Source organism: uncultured Gemella sp., from assembly GCF_963525165.1.
Lineage (GTDB): Bacteria > Bacillota > Bacilli > Staphylococcales > Gemellaceae > Gemella.
The window spans coordinates 1-17,387 of sequence record NZ_CAURJN010000027.1 but is presented as its reverse complement, the minus strand read 5'-3'; the positions used below and the strand labels follow the sequence as shown (position 1 = coordinate 17,387).

At 29.1% G+C, this 17,387-nt stretch carries 16 protein-coding genes and 1 pseudogene; 5 read left to right on the top strand and 12 right to left on the bottom strand.

Annotated elements, in window-relative coordinates:
* Window positions 1-12: 12 nt before the first annotated feature.
* Entirely contained in the window at window positions 13-918 is a 906-nt protein-coding gene (locus tag RWQ74_RS06390) for a TDT family transporter (protein ID WP_314397446.1), read from the bottom strand.
* Window positions 919-1,052: 134 nt separating this feature from the next.
* Here RWQ74_RS06390 and RWQ74_RS06385 point away from each other — a divergent pair, with 134 nt between their 5' ends.
* From RWQ74_RS06385 to RWQ74_RS06375, 3 genes are read left to right on the top strand one after another with little or no spacing between them, the layout of a single operon-like run.
* Complete coding sequence (locus RWQ74_RS06385; RefSeq protein WP_314397444.1) at window positions 1,053-1,628, top strand: TetR/AcrR family transcriptional regulator; 576 nt, start codon at window positions 1,053-1,055, stop codon at window positions 1,626-1,628.
* Window positions 1,629-2,309, top strand: a complete 681-nt coding sequence (locus RWQ74_RS06380) for an ABC transporter ATP-binding protein (RefSeq protein WP_314397443.1) — start codon at window positions 1,629-1,631, stop codon at window positions 2,307-2,309.
* Between the two features lie 4 nt (window positions 2,310-2,313).
* Window positions 2,314-3,456, top strand: a complete 1,143-nt coding sequence (locus RWQ74_RS06375) for an FtsX-like permease family protein (RefSeq protein ID WP_314397442.1) — start codon at window positions 2,314-2,316, stop codon at window positions 3,454-3,456.
* A gap of 48 nt (window positions 3,457-3,504) precedes the next feature.
* Here the strand turns inward: RWQ74_RS06375 and RWQ74_RS06370 are convergent.
* The 11 genes and pseudogenes from RWQ74_RS06370 to mbhE form a co-directional block, all read right to left on the bottom strand.
* Window positions 3,505-4,455: pseudogene (locus RWQ74_RS06370) on the bottom strand (metal ABC transporter substrate-binding lipoprotein).
* Between the two features lie 217 nt (window positions 4,456-4,672).
* The gene (locus tag RWQ74_RS06365) at window positions 4,673-5,506 is read right to left on the bottom strand and encodes a metal ABC transporter permease (protein WP_314397441.1); all 834 of its coding nucleotides are present in this window, start codon (window positions 5,504-5,506) and stop codon (window positions 4,673-4,675) included.
* Window positions 5,499-6,227: a metal ABC transporter ATP-binding protein gene (locus RWQ74_RS06360; protein WP_314397440.1), complete on the bottom strand. Its 729-nt coding sequence runs from the start codon at window positions 6,225-6,227 to the stop codon at window positions 5,499-5,501. Before RWQ74_RS06360 ends, RWQ74_RS06365 begins: the two co-directional genes overlap by 8 nt.
* 770 nt (window positions 6,228-6,997) lie before the next feature.
* Entirely contained in the window at window positions 6,998-8,341 is a 1,344-nt protein-coding gene (gene glmM, locus RWQ74_RS06355) for a phosphoglucosamine mutase (protein WP_314397439.1), read from the bottom strand.
* Between the two features lie 292 nt (window positions 8,342-8,633).
* On the bottom strand, window positions 8,634-9,002 hold the full coding sequence (locus RWQ74_RS06350) for a monovalent cation/H(+) antiporter subunit G (RefSeq protein WP_314397438.1): 369 nt from the start codon (window positions 9,000-9,002) through the stop codon (window positions 8,634-8,636).
* Window positions 8,989-9,279, bottom strand: a complete 291-nt coding sequence (locus RWQ74_RS06345) for a monovalent cation/H+ antiporter complex subunit F (protein ID WP_004264179.1) — start codon at window positions 9,277-9,279, stop codon at window positions 8,989-8,991. The genes RWQ74_RS06350 and RWQ74_RS06345 overlap by 14 nt, the downstream gene beginning before the upstream one ends.
* Window positions 9,272-9,769: a Na+/H+ antiporter subunit E gene (locus RWQ74_RS06340; RefSeq protein WP_314397436.1), complete on the bottom strand. Its 498-nt coding sequence runs from the start codon at window positions 9,767-9,769 to the stop codon at window positions 9,272-9,274. Before RWQ74_RS06340 ends, RWQ74_RS06345 begins: the two co-directional genes overlap by 8 nt.
* Before the next feature lie 2 nt (window positions 9,770-9,771).
* Window positions 9,772-11,253: a proton-conducting transporter membrane subunit gene (locus RWQ74_RS06335; protein ID WP_314397434.1), complete on the bottom strand. Its 1,482-nt coding sequence runs from the start codon at window positions 11,251-11,253 to the stop codon at window positions 9,772-9,774.
* The gene (locus RWQ74_RS06330) at window positions 11,246-11,605 is read right to left on the bottom strand and encodes a Na(+)/H(+) antiporter subunit C (RefSeq protein WP_003147003.1); all 360 of its coding nucleotides are present in this window, start codon (window positions 11,603-11,605) and stop codon (window positions 11,246-11,248) included. The genes RWQ74_RS06335 and RWQ74_RS06330 overlap by 8 nt, the downstream gene beginning before the upstream one ends.
* Complete coding sequence (locus RWQ74_RS06325) at window positions 11,605-12,030, bottom strand: MnhB domain-containing protein (protein ID WP_314397433.1); 426 nt, start codon at window positions 12,028-12,030, stop codon at window positions 11,605-11,607. Before RWQ74_RS06325 ends, RWQ74_RS06330 begins: the two co-directional genes overlap by 1 nt.
* Window positions 12,020-14,386 (bottom strand): hydrogen gas-evolving membrane-bound hydrogenase subunit E, encoded by a 2,367-nt coding sequence (mbhE, locus tag RWQ74_RS06320; protein ID WP_314397431.1) that lies wholly within the window; start codon window positions 14,384-14,386, stop codon window positions 12,020-12,022. Before mbhE ends, RWQ74_RS06325 begins: the two co-directional genes overlap by 11 nt.
* A 391-nt stretch (window positions 14,387-14,777) precedes the next feature.
* Between mbhE and deoD the strand changes: the two genes are divergently transcribed.
* Both deoD and RWQ74_RS06310 read left to right on the top strand, forming a co-directional pair.
* Window positions 14,778-15,488 carry a purine-nucleoside phosphorylase gene (gene deoD, locus RWQ74_RS06315; RefSeq protein ID WP_060914390.1) on the top strand — a complete coding sequence of 237 codons (711 nt, stop codon included), beginning with the start codon at window positions 14,778-14,780 and terminating at the stop codon, window positions 15,486-15,488.
* Window positions 15,489-15,514: 26 nt separating this feature from the next.
* Window positions 15,515-17,236, top strand: coding sequence for a phospho-sugar mutase (locus tag RWQ74_RS06310; protein WP_314397428.1), 1,722 nt, complete (start codon window positions 15,515-15,517; stop codon window positions 17,234-17,236).
* Window positions 17,237-17,387 lie beyond the last annotated feature (151 nt).

Sequence of the window (17,387 nt, the reverse complement as noted above, 5' to 3'; positions counted from 1 at the left end):
TTGACGTTAATTTCAATAAAATAAATGCTTAATAAACCCATACCATACATATATTACGATAATTATCGCCAGTAATTCAGTTAGATGAATTAAAATATTCAAAATAGAAAATTCTGTTATTTGATAATAAATTCCTGTTTTTTGAAATGCTATCGCGCAAATCACTAATGGGAATGTAAAAGCAGAAAAACTAGGGTAGAATTTTCTTTTTAGTAAATAAGGTAATTGAATTAAAACAAATATAAATAATAGTATTGTAAGTGGTATTAATATTGCTAGTATTATATTACTTTTTTGTGTTACTCCAATCATATAACTAGCTAGTAATAGTCCACCAGGTGCTGAAAATACAGTAATAGTAGGATAATCTCCATCCTTGTAATGTTTATATTTATAAACTCTATAAAGAACAAAAGGTAATAATACTAAATAGTTAATATAAGAAAAATAGAAGTAAATTAATCCTAGCGTTTCTAAGTTGTAATTTATTGCTGTTACTGTTACAACAGCTGGACCAACAAAGGTAATAAACCAAGTTGGATAGATTTTATTAATATGTCTTTCCTTTATTATAAAATTGTAAATTGCATAGCATACAACACAAGAATCTAGAAAGATTCCAATAATCCATACTGGTATACTCAATAGCCCGATATATTTTTTTGAAAATGAAGCAAGTAGCATAATTGTCATAGGGTATGTTGCTAGTACTGTCGCTACAACTGGATTTTCCATTTCTTTTTTTAATTTGTCAAATCCCAACACAAACTTAATAGTTAAAAGTACAATTATTATCAAAGATAATAGATTAAATAATAACTGTAGGGAAGAAGAATATGGTTGTAATAAATTTCCTAATGCAGCAGAACCTAATGCTAAGCCTGCAATTGGTGTAGGCAAGTTTTTAATTATATTCATAAACAACTCCTAATTTTTATTCTACTTTTATTGTATAAGATTTCTTGTAATAATTCAATAATTTTTCTGTTGACATTTCATACAAAATAATTTACAATAAGAAACAAGTGTTACCTATCGATGGAGGTTTGAATATGGCACCAAAATTTAAATTTACTAAAGAAGAGGTTTTGACTGTAACTATAGACTTTATAAGAGAAAATGGAATAGAAGCATTAACTGCAAGAGAGTTAGCTAAAAAATTGGAGTCATCTACTAAAGTAATATTTAGTTTGTTCTCTAATATGAAAAATTTAGAAGATGAAGCAAAGTTTGTTGCAGAAAATATTTTTTCAGAAAAAGTTAATTTAGCTTTAAAAGATGATAGTCCATTTAAACGATTAGGAGTAGAGTATATATTATTTTCAAAAAATGAACCTAAATTATTTCAATGGTTATTTATGAGAAAAGGTATAGAAGTAGAAAGTTTTAAAGATTTTCTTCCAATGCGAGACTATGAATATAAATCAGTAATTGAGTCTATAGATAAAGAGTATAAAATTTCAATAGAAAATGCAAAAAAATTTTATGAGCACTTATTTATATATAGTCATGGTATTGCAACATTAACAGTTACGGGAATATATAATTTTACACCGTCTGAAATTATTGAGTACATGGCAGAAGTAGCTAAAAGTTTAATAGTACAATATTTAAGGGAGATTGATTAAATGATTACAGCAAAAAATATTAAGAAAAAATATAATGATCAAGAAGTTTTAAGGGGAATAGATTTAAAAATTGATAAAAATGAATTTGTTGTTATACTTGGGGCTTCAGGTTCAGGGAAATCTACATTATTAAATATTTTATCTGGTTTAGAAAAGTCAGATTCAGGAGAAGTTGTATATGATAATGAGTCTATAAGTGATTACTCAGAAAAACAATTAACAAAGTTTCGTAAAGATAAAATAGGATTTGTTTTCCAACAATATTATTTATTAAACAATTTAACAGTAGAACAAAATGTTAAAGTAGGAGCTAATTTAGCAAATAATAAAGAGTATGTTGATATTATAAAGGAATTAGGTTTAGAAGATAAATTAAGTAAATATCCTAATGAGTTATCCGGAGGAGAGCAACAGCGTGTTTCAATTGCGAGAGCATTAGCTAAGAAGCCAACTGTACTATTTTTAGATGAACCAACAGGAGCTTTAGATGAGGCGACTGGAAGGAAAATATTGGAGTACTTATTAAAACTAAAAGATAAATCAAACTTTACAATGATAATGGTAACTCATAATGAGAATATTGCTGAGCTTGCAAATAAGATAATTCATGTAGGTAGTGGTAGAGTAACTTCTATTGAAGAAAACTGTACACCTAAATCTGTAGAAGAGATAGGATGGTAATTATATGCTAGTACAGTTAAAAGATTTAAGAAAAGCAATTGCAGTAGTGATAGTAAGTTTTTGTGCGGTATTTATAACTACACTGTTTTCTAACTTATATTTAGATTTGAAAGTCTTAGATATTACAGGATTTAATATAATGCAGAAAAAGTTTTATGATGCTCAGCTTATTGTTTCTAAATTTGTAATAATTATAACAGGAATAGTCTTATCAATAAGTGCAGCTGTAATGTTAATATTTTATATAAAACAATTTATTGATGATTCTAAACATAAAATTGGAATATTAAAAGCTCAAGGTTATAGTAATAACTTTATAGCATCTAAGTTTTCTATTTTTGGATTTTTAGTATTTTTGGGTTCATTATTAGGTTATGGTAGTTCACATTTGTTTATGCCGAAATTTTATGAAAGTAGGAATACAGATAATATATTATCTGAACTTACAATAAACTTTCATCCTAAACTTTTATTAATAATGGTTATATTACCATCACTATTGTTTTTAGTAATATCAATTGTTTATGTACTTTTTAATTTAAATGTACCAACGATTAACTTACTTAAACAAATAAATTCAATAAATAAAAAAATTAGAAAAAGAAGAATTAGACAATATAAAAACTTTTTTAAAGAATTAAGAGCAACAGTATTATTTAGTAATAAAACCCTATTATTCTTTGTTATTTTTGCTGCATTATCATTTTCTTCAATGATACAAATGGCATTTGGTATGAGAGATTTTGTTGATGGAACAATAAGAATTATGATGATGATAATAGGTGTGATATTATCGTTATCAATATTATTAATTTCATTAGAAGTGATTGCTAGTAGTAATATAAAAAATATATCTATTTTAAATATTATGGGCTTTTCAAAAAGTGAATGTTCAAAAATAGTATTATCAGGTTATAGAGTAGTAGCATACATAGGTTTTGCTGTAGGAACAGTTTATCAGTATTTTTTAATAAGAGCATTACTAAAAGTTTTATCTAAAAAATTAGATAGCGAAACAACATATAACTTTGATTTAATTTCAGTAATTGGTAGTTTTATAGCATTTGTATTAATATATGAAATCTTTATTTTATACTATAGTAATAAGATAAAAGGTTTAAATGTTAAAAAAATTATGATGGAATAAAAATAACAACTCCTTGTATATTTATACAGGGAGTTGTTTTAGGAGTAATTATTTAGCTAAACCTTCAGAAATTTTGTCTAAGTTCCATTTCATCATGCTGTAGTAGCTATCTCCATTTTGTCCTGGTTCAGCGATTGAATCAGTGAAGATTTTTTCGTAAATAGGAATGTTAGTATCTTTTGATACAGTTTGCATTGGACGTTCGTCAACACTACTTTCTACGAATAGAGAAGGTACTTTAGTTTTACGTAATTTTTCAACTAAAGTTTTGATTTGGTCTGGAGTTCCTTCTTCTTCAGTATTGATTTCCCAAATGTAAGCTGAAGGTACATTGTATGCTTTAGAGAAGTATTTGAAGCATCCTTCACTAGTTACGATTGTTTTTTTCTCTTTAGGAATGTTGTTGAATTTATCTTTAGCTTCTTTATCTAATTTAGAAAGTTTTTCTACGTAAGTTTTAAGATTTGCTTCGTAGAAGTCTTTGTTTTTAGGATCTCTAGCTTCTAATTGTTTAGCAATGTTTTTAGCGTAGATAATACCATTTTCAAGATTTAACCAAGCGTGAGGGTCTTCTTTACCTTTTTCGTTTTGTCATTCAAGGTAAATTACATCAACACCTTCACTAACAGCGTAGTAATCTTTATTTTCTTCTTTTTTAGCATTTTGAACTAATTTTGTAAACCAAGCATTACCACCAGTTTCTAGGTTAATACCGTTGTATAAGATAAGGTTTGCTTGAGATGTTTTCTTAACATCATCAGGAAGTGGTTCGTATTCGTGTGGGTCTTGACCAACTGGTACGATACTGTGTAAATCAATTTTATCACCGGCAATATTTTTTGTAATATCGGCGATAATAGAGTTAGTTGCTACTACTTTTAATTTTGTAGCTTCGTTAGAACTAGAACCTTGTTTAGCGCTAGAACAGGCAAAAAGTCCAACGGCTAGAGTAAAAATAAGCGCTAGAAAACTTAATTTTTTAAAACCTAATTTTTTCATATTATAGGCCTCCTTTATTATTTATTTGTAAAAACAAAAATAAAATAGATTTACATAACTAATAATAATCATTATCAATTAAAAACCCCGTAATAACTCCTCTAAATAAACTCATTTTGGAAGTATTTTATTTTTTAATGAGTTTATTTAAAGGGGGTATTTATATTTAATTAGATTAATACTACTTTATTATTTGTATGTTATTACCAAAATTATATTATTTTTTATGTTTAACAAAGCGTTGTTTTGGAGCAATAAAGAAACTTATTGCAAAAACAATAGCAGATGTTAATACGATACTAGATCCAGCTGCAATATTGAATGAGTATCCGATGAATAATCCAAGTACTGAGCAAGTTGCACCGATTGTAGATGATAAAAATATCATTGTTTTTAGGCTGTTAGCGTATAGATATGCAGTAGCAGCAGGTGTAATTAGCATAGCTACAATCAGAATTGTTCCAACACTTTGCATTGCTGTAACAGATACTAGAGTTAATAATATCATTAGTAGATAGTGATAGAAGTTAACTCTCATTCCCATAGCCTTAGCTAATAATTCATCAAATGAAGTTAGTAGTAATTCTTTGAAGAATAACTTAATAACTAAAAGCACGAAAACTCCTACTCCAATTGTAATGTACATATCTAAATCTTGCACAGCTAGTATGTTACCGAACAAAATATGGAATAAGTCTGTAGAACTTTTTGCAACACTTATCAAAATCACACCTAATGCTAGGAATGAACTGAATGTAATTCCAATAGCAGTATCACTTTTAATAATTGAATTTCCTTTGATGAATGTTATGATAATTGATGCTAATAGTCCAAATACAATCGCACCTATAAAGAAATCAATTCCTAAAATGAATGATAGAGCTACTCCAGGAAGAACTGCGTGAGAGATTGCATCTCCCATAAGGGACATACCTCTAAGTACTATAAAACATCCTACAGCACCTGCAACTATCCCAATAACAATGGCAGTAATAAGTGCATTTTGTAAGAAATGAAAACTATAAAGTCCATCAATAAACTCTTTAATCATTAGTGCCACCTCCCATAAAAAATAGGTCAGTGCCATATGCTTTAGTTAAGTTTTCTCTTGTGAAAGTTTCTTCTGTACCACCGTATGCAATAATTTCTTTATTAAGAAGAAGTACAGTGTCGAAATATGAATGAACTTTTCTTAAGTCGTGGTGTACTATTAATATTGTATGTCCTTTATCACGAAGATTTCTAAGTGTATTCATGATAATCTCCTCACTTACTGAATCGATACCAACAAAAGGTTCATCTAAGAATATATATTTAGCGTCTTGTACAAGACAACGAGCTATCAACACACGTTGAAACTGTCCTCCAGATAGTTCACTAATTTGTCTATTAGAGAATTTTTCTAAACCTACTAACTTTAAGGCTTCATCAACTTTTTGCCAGTCAGATTTTTTTAATTTTTTTAGTATTCCAATCTTAGAATATAAGCCAAGAGAAACACATTCTCTAACTTTTATTGGAAAGTTGTAGTCAATATTTATTTTTTGTTCGACGTAAGCAACATTGTCAAGATTTTCTCTTGCAATCTTGTCATCAATTTTCGAAATACCAGTCGAGGGTATTATATTTAAAACGGCTTTTATTAAGGTAGATTTACCAGCACCGTTAGGCCCTATTATACCTGTAATACCAGGTCCTTTTATTTCTAAATTAATATTAGAAAGGGCAGGAGTTTGGTTATAGGTAACATTTAAATTTTCTATCTTTATCATACTTGTCCCTTCTTGTTTTATTTTGTGTTTATACATTAAAGTTTACCTTAGGAAAGAAAATAAGTCAAGTAAATTTTGTTGTATTCAGAAAAAAAACCTGTATATAGCTAAATATATACAGAAAAATAATAATTATTTAGTTTAAAATTGAAAGTTTTCAGGAAATAAAAAACCTACCTTACAAAAAATATTGTAAGGTAGAAATAAGGGAGTAAATATGAAAAGTCTTTATTATAAGCTAGGGAGACTTATAATAAAAGAACATATGAAGTAATATAATAATTACTTCGTTTATTAGTATAACAGAAGTATATACAAAAAACAAGAGGAAAATAGAATATTTTTTAAAAAATTGATATTTTTTTTTTGTAAAATATTAAAGAAAATCGATTTAGATAAAAAGATTAAAATTTTGATAATAACACACCGTATCTTTTGTATTAAAACTATAAATAATACTATTATTACAGTAAAAAATACCTTAAGTATTTTTTACTGTAAAGATGTAAAAAACTTGTGTATATGAATACATTTTAAATGTACTGTTTATATATAAAGAAAAATTAATGTAATATTAAGTATATAATAATAAAAATATTAGAACTAGATATAAAAAAATGTTTAAGATATAAATTTATATTAAAATTATCCATCTAGGGCTATAAGGTTATCTTTATTATTTAATAATTTATACAATTGTATGTTAAGGGAATACAGAAAATGAAAAGAAGTTAGGTTTTAAATTCTAACTTCTTTTATCTAAAAAATATTTATTTTATTTCGAATTTTTCGCGAACAATTCTAGCAACCTGTTCACAATACTTATCAGTAAGCTCATCACTGCTAGCTTCTACCATAACTCGAATAAGATTTTCTGTTCCAGAAGCACGTAATAAAATACGTCCATTTCCTTCTAATTCTTTTTCTACATTTTCACATTCTGCTAGAACTTCAGAATCTTCCATAGCAGCCTTTTTATCAACTACCTTAATATTTACCAATTTTTGAGGATAGATATTTACCTCAGATGCTAATTCTTCAAGAGATTTCCCAGAAGTTTTAATAATATCAGCAAGTTTAACGGCTGTTAGAATACCGTCACCAGTAGTAGCATAATTCATCAGCACAATATGACCTGATTGTTCACCACCAAGTGAGTAATTATTTTTTCTCATTTCTTCAACTACGTAGCGATCTCCCACTGCAGTTTTAACAGATTGTAATCCATTTTCTTCTATGGCTTTATAGAAACCAATATTACTCATTACTGTAGAAACAACCATATTATCTTTTAATTCTCCTTGTTCTTTAAGGTGTTTTGCAAGAATGAACATGATTTTATCACCATCTACAATATTACCTTTAGCGTCTACTGCTAAAACCCTATCACCATCACCATCAAAGGCAAATCCAACGTCTACGTTATTTTTTTTTACAAACTCTGAGATTGTATTAATTTTAGTTGATCCAACGTTGTCATTGATATTTGTACCGTTTGGCTGGCAACCTATAGTTTCAATATCAGCTTCTAAATCACCAAAAATAAAAGGCGCTACACCAGTCGTTGCACCATTAGCGCAATCTAATGCAATTTTAATATCAGATAAATCACCAGTGATAGATTGTTTAATGTGTTGAATATATTTTTGTGTTAATTCATTACCACTATATAATTTTCCAATTTTGTCAAAACTAGCGTTTTTTATTTGTTCAGAATTATCAATTAATGATTCGATTTCTAATTCTTGTTCGTCTGTAAGTTTGAATCCATCAGGACCAAAAATTTTAATTCCATTATCTTGATAAGGGTTATGTGAAGCAGAAATCATAATTCCGCTATCTGTCTCAATTGTTTTTGTTAAATAAGCAATTGCAGGTGTAGGAATAGTACCAACTGTCATTACATTGACTCCTGTACTGGTAAGACCTGCTGTTAGTGCTTGTTCAATCATGTCACATGAAATTCTAGTGTCTCTACCAATTACTACTTTTGGATGTTCTTTTTTTTCAGTAAGTAATTTACCAAGAGCTTTACCTACTTTAAAACTCAAATCGGCTGTTAGTGATTCTCCTGCTATACCACGAATACCGTCAGTTCCAAAATATTTTCTCATAAAAAAATGACTCCTTGTTTTATAATCTATATGAATATTACTATATAAACTGAAATAAGTCAAGGTTTAGGGTTGTTTTAAGCGTTTTAGTGGGGAATTAATATCATATAAGCAATTATTTAAAATTATAAAATTAGATAGTTTTATCGCATAGAATACAAAAAAAGAAGCGACTTAAAATATAGATTGATTAAAAATCATATTTTCAAGTAGCTTCTTTTAGATTTGTAGTTATTCATAAAGTTAAAGAGTGATTTATAATTTAAATGCTTTTAACTTTTTGATAACCTTATTAATTATTTAATTTTTTAATATCGTCAAGTACTTTTTTAGCTTCATCTTTATTATTTTTAGAATATACATGTTTATTGTATATTATTACACTTATAGATATCATGTGAGCTGAAACTGGAGCAGCTAAGAATAAGAATGCTATTGCTAATAAAAATTTATATTCAAATACATGTAGATAACGATAGAAGTATATAAATCCAGCTATAAGAATTAATTCTATAGCGAAAGATCCTGTAACTCCTGCGGCATGTATTTTAGTTATTTCATCTGGCAATCTAATAAATCCTATTACCGTGGATAGCATTGCTATTACTGCGATTAAAATTAGAAGTATAATAATAATGTCTAAAATACTATTTAGTATCATCACTAAAGACCTCCTTTTTAGCTAAGAATCTAGCAGTAACAACTGTACCTACTAAACATATAATAGCTATGATAAGTATAAGTGAAATATAAGAAAAAGTTTTATAGTACATACTAACTAAAACTATTAAGCACATCAGTGGCATAGCAAGTAGATCACTAGCTATTAATTTATCAAATATGCTCGGTTTTTTTACGATATAAATTAATAAGAAAAATATCATGGCAATACTAGCGAATATACCTAGTAAAATTGAATAGTCTAATACTTTATCCATTTAAATCAACCTCCAGTATTGCTTTTTCAAAACTATTTTTTATCCCTTCAATCTCACCAGGAATATCATTAGTATCAAGGCAATGAATATGAAGTGTTTTATTATCGTGACCAACATTAACTGTAAGTGTACCTGGTGTTAAAGTTATCATATTGGCAAGTAATGTAATTTGCCAGTCTTTTGTTACTTCTAAAGGATATTCAAAAATAACAGGGTTAACATCAAGATCTTTTTTGAACATTAATTTTAAAACATTTATATCTGCTTTTAATAATTCAAACAAGAACATTAAGATTAATTTTATCCATTTATAAACATAAACGTAGTAAAGTTGATCTCCTAGAATATTTTTTACAAATGTTTTTCTAAAGATAAATAGTAGTACCATACCCCAGAAAAATCCTACTGCAAAATATTCAGAATTATAGTTACCTGAAAAGAACGTCCATACTACACCAACTAATATATTAATCAAAAATTGTAGTGCCATAATTATGCTCCTTTCTTAAGTACTAAGTCGATATAGTGTTGAGGATTTAGTACCATTTGTATACCTTTATCGAAGAAATCATCTAATAGATTAGTGCTCATTCCGATAATAAGTGCTATTACTACGATAGCGATAAGAGGAATTTGAACACCTTTTGGAAGAGGTTTTAAAATTAAACTCTTATTGATATTATCGTAGAATATATTTAAGAATATTCTGATTAAAGAGTAAAATACAATTAATCCAGATAATGCTACTAATATAGCAATAAATGTATTGTTATTTGTAACTAAACCTTTAATTATTAGTGCTTTACCATAGAAACCACTGAATGGTGGAACCCCTGCTAATGACAGAACTATAATAAAATATGTCCAACCAAGAAGAGGGTATTTATTTATTAATCCACATTTTTGGAGATATTTGACTCCGCTAACGTAAATTATTAATCCAACAACTATGAATAATGCAGCTTTTAGTAATATGTCGTTTACTGCATAGAATAAAGCACCTTTAACACCGAAAGTATTCAGTGTTGCAGTTCCACATACCATAACTCCAAGAGAAATTACGATATTAAAGATTACTATTTGTTTTAAATTTTTTTGATAGATAGCTCCGATACAACCGGCTATGATTGAGACTGCTCCAAGTATTAATATATAAGACTTGATGAAGTTTGATTCATAATAGAACAATCCATATGTTCTAATTATTGAGTAGAGACCAACTTTTGTTAGTAATGCTCCAAAGATTATTGAGATTGCAATTGGTGGTGCTGCGTATGATCTATTCATCCATGTGAATAGTGGGAATAGAGCCCCCTTCATACAGAACACAAATATCATTACAGCTCCAACAAGGTATAATCCACGACGGTCAGACATCGATGAGATTGTTTGAGATATGTATGCCATATTTAAGCTACCAACAATAGTGTAAAGATATCCAATACTAATAACAAATAAGCTACCAGCAAATACGTTCATTAGTACATAACTAATAGAAGATTTAAGTTGTTCTTTATTAATACCTACTAACAGTAGTAAGTAAGATGACATAAGTAAGATTTCATAGAAAACAAAAAGGTTAAATATATCACCTGTAGTGAAAGCTCCGTTTATCCCAACCATGATTAATAAAAATCCAGGATAGAAGAAACTAAGTTCTCTAACTTTATCAATCGTTTTAAATGAATATAACAATGTTGCAAGAAATACAACTGAAGATGTTGTAACTAGAACACTATTAAGTCCGTCTAATGTTAAAGTAATACCAAATGGACTAGTCCAGTTCCCCATTTCTAATATTAGTATTTGGTGTTTGTTTACCATATAGATATTGAATATAGAAAATGCTAAGACTAGTAGTGTAGCCAATGTTGTTAATAAACGTTGCATTGCTATTCTTTTTCTAAATAATACTGTTATTGCTGCGAATAGAAGGGGGATAAATATTGGTATAACAGGTAAATTACTATGCATTATTTCTTTCCTCCTTCATATTTTCTACATCTTCAAGATCAATTACATTATCGCTTCCTTTTAGTTTATAGTTAGCAATGTAGATTGAAATTAAAAGACAAGTTACTGCGAATCCGATAACGATGGCAGTAAGAATAAGTGCTGCTGGAATAGGGTCTATATAATTTTTTCCTAATTCCGAAATAATAGGTATATCTCCATCATATAAACCACCTGCGATAAGTATAATAAGGTTAGCAGCATGTCCAAAAAGACCGACCCCAATTATTATTCGCATCATACTCTTAGAAAGCATAAGGTAAACACCAAATCCAACAAGAATACCACATAAGATAATCATATAAAATTCCATTATTTACCATCCTTTCCGAAAGCTAAAATTACTGACATAAGAACTCCAACAACTACAAAGTATACACCTAAGTCGAATATTGCAGCTGTGTGTAATTCCATTTCTCCCATTATTGGGACATGAATGTGAGTGAAATGATGTTTGAAGAAATTCTTTCCGACTACAACACCACTAAACGCCGTACTAATGGAAAAAAGTAATCCAATAGCAGTTACATATACATAGTTAATAGGAAGTAGTTTATTGACTCTATCTATTCCATATGTAAACATTGCTAGAGCTAATGCCATTGTACAAAGGAGTCCTCCGACGAAACCACCACCAGGAAGGAAGTGACCACCAAAGTACAAACTAAGAGAAAGTAAAAATATACATCCTGAAATAATAGCAGATAATGATTTTAAAATTACATCATTAGTTTTCATCTTTTGGTCCTCCTCGTTTAATTATTTTAAACATAGCATAAATGATTAATGCAACCATAGTCATAACTGTTATTTCGAACAAGGTATCAAATCCCCTAAAATCTACGATAATAACATTTACTATGTTTCCTCCACCAGATGCGACAACATTATCGAAATAAAATTGACTAATTTCTGATGGGTTTTTATAAGCATATGATACTAATCCTACAATTGTAAAACTAATACCAGTTAGTGTCGCAATTATTGCATTAGTAAGTTTAAAACTTTGTTTTTCTACTTGTTTTGTTTTATCAGTTAATAGAATGAATGCTATTAAGAAAATAATAGTAGAAATTGATTCAATTACAAATTGTGTCATTGCTAAGTCTGGTGCTCTAAATGTAACGTATAGCGCAGTCATCATAAATCCAATTCCAGAAGAAAGGATAATAAGTACTAGTCTATTATAGACTGTAGTTAGAGCGACGCAGCATACGACTATACATAGTCCTATGAAAATATTCATGTAGTGAATTGTAGAGAAGTTATTAATTAAAATAGGTCTACCAATTGCAAAGTAACCACCAATAATAGTTGCAGATAATACTACAAAGATATAACTCATATTTCTTCTAAGTTGATTTGTAACAAATGTATCATGAAGGGTACCACTTACTTTGTGTAGTAAGTTACCTAAGTTATTATATGCACCATGAATAGAAATAATAGTAGGGTTTATACTATAGATTCTATTTCCACTTGCAAATAATTTGTAAATTACAAAGCTTGCAATGATAACAATAATAGAAGTAAGAAGTTCTATTGAGAAGAAACTATCATGATGGACATGAGTGATTACTTCGTTACTAGTTGTTTTTACAGCTAGCGCAGATTGTTGCGCTGGAATAACTATGTAATCTTTTATGAATGTGTTAATAATTACAAAGACTACAAGTATTATTGGAGATATAAAGATACCATTACTTGGAAGATGTAATTTCTTATTGCCCAGTATAGAGTTATCGAATTTACCTAAGAATGGTTTGAATGCTAATATTAATGAATAAATAGCAGTTCCTAAAGCTCCAATAACTACAGCTATTACGATAACCATATATAGCATGCTTGATTGCGTTAATCCATAAACTACCGTTAAGAAGTATTCTTTTGAGTAGAATCCACTTAAAGGTGGGATTCCTGCCATAGAGAATCCAGCGATAATACTTAATATAAAGCTAAGTGGCATATATCTTTTGATACCACGAAGTTTTTCGATATCGCGTGAATGGAATGAATGATCGATAATACCAGTAATCATAAATAAACTTGCTTTAAATGCTGCATGGTTAATAATATGGAAGCATACTGCATAGAATGCGAATGTATAAATGTAGTGATTATCGTTGTATAGACCAAGGTTAGCTATACCTATCATAAGAGTCATCATACCAAGTTGGCTAATAGTTGAATATGCAAGAATTCCTTTTAAATCTTTTAGGAAAATTGCAGAAATAGAACCTATTAGCATAGTAATAGTCCCAAAAATGATAAGAATATTACCAAATGAAGAAGTAAATGAGAATACAATTCCAATTCTTAATAATAGATAGATTCCAGCTTTAACCATTGTAGCTGAGTGTAGGTAACTACTGATTGGTGTAGGTGCAGCCATGGCATCGGGTAACCAAATATGGAATGGAAACTGTGCTGATTTTGTAAATGCACCGAATATTATAAGAATCATGGCTACTACATATTTATCGTTGTATCCATGGTTTTTAGTAAATTCTATAATTTCACTAACGTTAAAACTTCCAGTAATATTATTTAAAACGAAAATTCCTGCTAGCATTAGGACTCCACCAAAGACAGTTATAATCAACGATTTCAGAGCTCCTTTTCTAGATGTATCATTTTCGTGCCAGTAACTAATTAATAGGAAAGAAGAAACAGATGTCATCTCCCAGAACATATACATACTAAGCATGTTGTCAGATAAAACAACACCTAACATGGCTGACATGAATATTAGTAAAAATATGTAAAATTTATGTAATTTTTCATCTGTAATACTCATATAGTAACATGAATATAGTATTACCAGAGTACCAATTCCTGTAATTAGCAATGAGAATAGAAGTGATAAACCGTCAAGATTTAGGTTAATATCAAGTCCTACATTAGAAACAAATGCTAGTTTTTTATAGATTATTCCACCTGAATAGATATTCTTAATGTTTGAAACAAAATACCCAAACAGAATTAATGGAACAACTATAACAAATTTTCCAGTATGGATGGTTTTGAAGTTTTTCCTTAAAAAAGGTACGAAAAACATCGCAATTACTGGTAAAAAGACAGCTAATTGTAACATAAAAAAACCTCTTTCTAATTTATTTATTTTATAACACTAATTATATAACAAAATAGAGTAAAATACTATTGATATTCAACTTTTATATAATTATTTTTCAATAAAAAATGGTAGATAACATAAAGGAATATTATAAAAAGTTATGAAAACGATAAAATAAAGCATTAATTATTTTATAAAAATAACTAATATAATTCTATTATTTTTGAGGTTAAAATATAGTATGGATGAATAATGGTGCTTAAAATGTGACTTGTAACGATAAAGTAAACTTATTATTTTCAGAATATTTAATAGAAAATATAGATAATTATTTTTTTAATATCTCTTGTTTAAGGTAAGAAAAAAAGGTATAATAAAGTTATTAATATATTTACAGGGGGACTAACTGATGTCACATAAACAAACACCACATATTAAACCAAATGGAGTAGAAATCGCTGAAACGATTCTTTTACCAGGGGATCCATTAAGAGCGAAATTTATTGCAGAAACATTTTTAGAAGATGCAGTTTGTTTTAATGAAGTGCGTGGTATGCTGGGATATACTGGAACATATAAAGGTAAAAAGATTTCTGTGATGGGAACAGGTATGGGACCAGCTAGTATCGGTATTTATTCTTATGAATTAATCCACACATTTGGGGTTAAGAATTTAATTAGAATTGGAACATGTGGGGCACTACAACCGGAAGTAAAATTATATGATGTAATTTTAGGAATGGGATCTTCAACAAACTCAAACTACATGCACCAATATAACATTCCAGGAAACTACAGTTTAACTGCATCATTTGACTTATTATTAAAAGCTTACAACAGAGCTCAAGAAATGGGTCAAGCAGTACACGTTGGTAATATTTTATGTAGTGAGATTTTCTACAATGCTGACGAAAAAGCTATGGAAAACTGGATTAAAATGGGAGTTTTAGCTGTTGAAATGGAAAGTGCAGCATTATATGCTAATGCAACTGCTGCAGGTGTTAATGCTTTAACAATTTTAACAGTAAGTGATTCATTAGTAACTGGAGAAGAAACTACTCCAGAAGAAAGACAAACGGCATTTACGAAAATGATGGAAATTGCTTTAGGTTTAGCATAAAATTAGGAATTTAGAGGTAATATAATATGAGTAACTATCAAGAATTATATGAAAAATGGTTAAATAGCTCAGCTTTAACTGAAGAAGAGAAACTTCAATTAAAAACTGTAGCTGATGATGAAGTTGAAAAAGAAGATAGATTTTATAAAGAATTAGAATTTGGAACTGCAGGATTACGTGGTAAAGTAGGAATGGGTTCTAATAGAATGAATAGATTTATTATCGCTCGTGCAACAAAAGCACTAGCACAAACTATTATCGACAATGGATTACAAGAAAAAGGTATTGCTATTGCTCACGATCCACGTCTTTTCTCAAAAGAATTTGCTAAATTAGCAGCATTAGTAATGGCTAGTAATGGAGTTAAGGCATATTTATTCGAGGACTTACGTCCAACTCCAGAATTATCTTTCGCAGTTCGTTATTTAGGAACAGCTAGTGGTATTAACATTACAGCAAGTCACAATCCTAAAGAATACAATGGATATAAAGTTTATTGGCAAGAAGGATCTCAAATTAAATCTGATATAAGTGACAAAGTTCTAGAATATATTAACTCAATGGATATCTTCGACAACTATGTTACTTTAACAGAAGAAGAAGCTAAAGAAAAAGGATTATTAGTATATATTGGAGAAGAAATTGATGAAGAATTCTACAAAGAATCTTTAAACTGTGCTATTAACGATGAAAACATTGATAAAAATATTTCAGTAGTATATACACCACTTAACGGTGCTGGATATAAAGCTGTAACAACAGTTCTTGCACGTCGTGGATTCAAAAATGTTCATGTTGTTGAAGAACAAAAAGATCCTGATGGAACTTTCCCAACAATTGAATATCCAAATCCAGAGGATACTGCAGCATTCGAATATGGTGAAAGATTGGCTAAAGAAGTTAATGCTGATGTAATCATTGCAACTGACCCTGACTGTGACCGTCTTGCTGTAGAAGTAATTCACAATGGTGAAGTAGTTTCTCTAAATGGTAACCAAGCCGGAGCAGTATTAGTTCAATATGTTATTGAAAATCTTGCGAAACAGAACAAACTACCAGAAAACCCAGTATTAGTTAAATCTATCGTAACATCTAAAATGGTAGAACCATTATGTAAAGAATATGGAGTAGAAGTAATTGATGTTCTTACTGGATTCAAAAACATTTGTGCATTACCAAATGAATGGGATATTACAGGTGAGAAAAACTATGTAATGGGATATGAAGAAAGTATTGGATATAACGTTGGGACATTCCTACGTGATAAAGATGGTGTAACTATCGCTATGTTATTAGTAGAAGCAGCAGCATTCTATAAAACACAAGGTAAAACATTAGTAGACGTACTTGATGGCTTCTATGAAAAATACGGGTACTACTTAGATAAAACTATCTCAATCGTTTTAGAAGGTGCAGCAGGTGCTCAAAGAATTAAACGTATGATGGAGAAATATCGTGAAATCTTTGCTCGTGAAATTGCTGGAAGTGAAGTAGTAGCTATTACTGACTACTTAGTACAAAAAGAAAAAACTACAGCTACTGGTGAAGAAAAGGCTATTGATATCGAAAAAACTGATGCTGTTAAATTCAGTTATTCAGACGAATCTTGGTATACATTACGTCCAAGTGGAACAGAACCTAAAGTAAAACTTTATATCTACGTTAAAGATGCAGATAAAGAAGTTGCTAAAGAAAAATTAGTTAAATTTGAAGAAAAAGTATTAGAATTACTTTACTCAATCGATTAATAAAATAAAAAGGAAGTGAGAAAAATCTCACTTCTTTTTTACTTATTATAATATTTTAGATACTCTTTACAGAATTCTCGAGCTGAAAGTTTGCCGCTTTGTCTGTCTGCATAAGAAGAGCTTACGAATTTTGAAATTTCATCTGTGTATT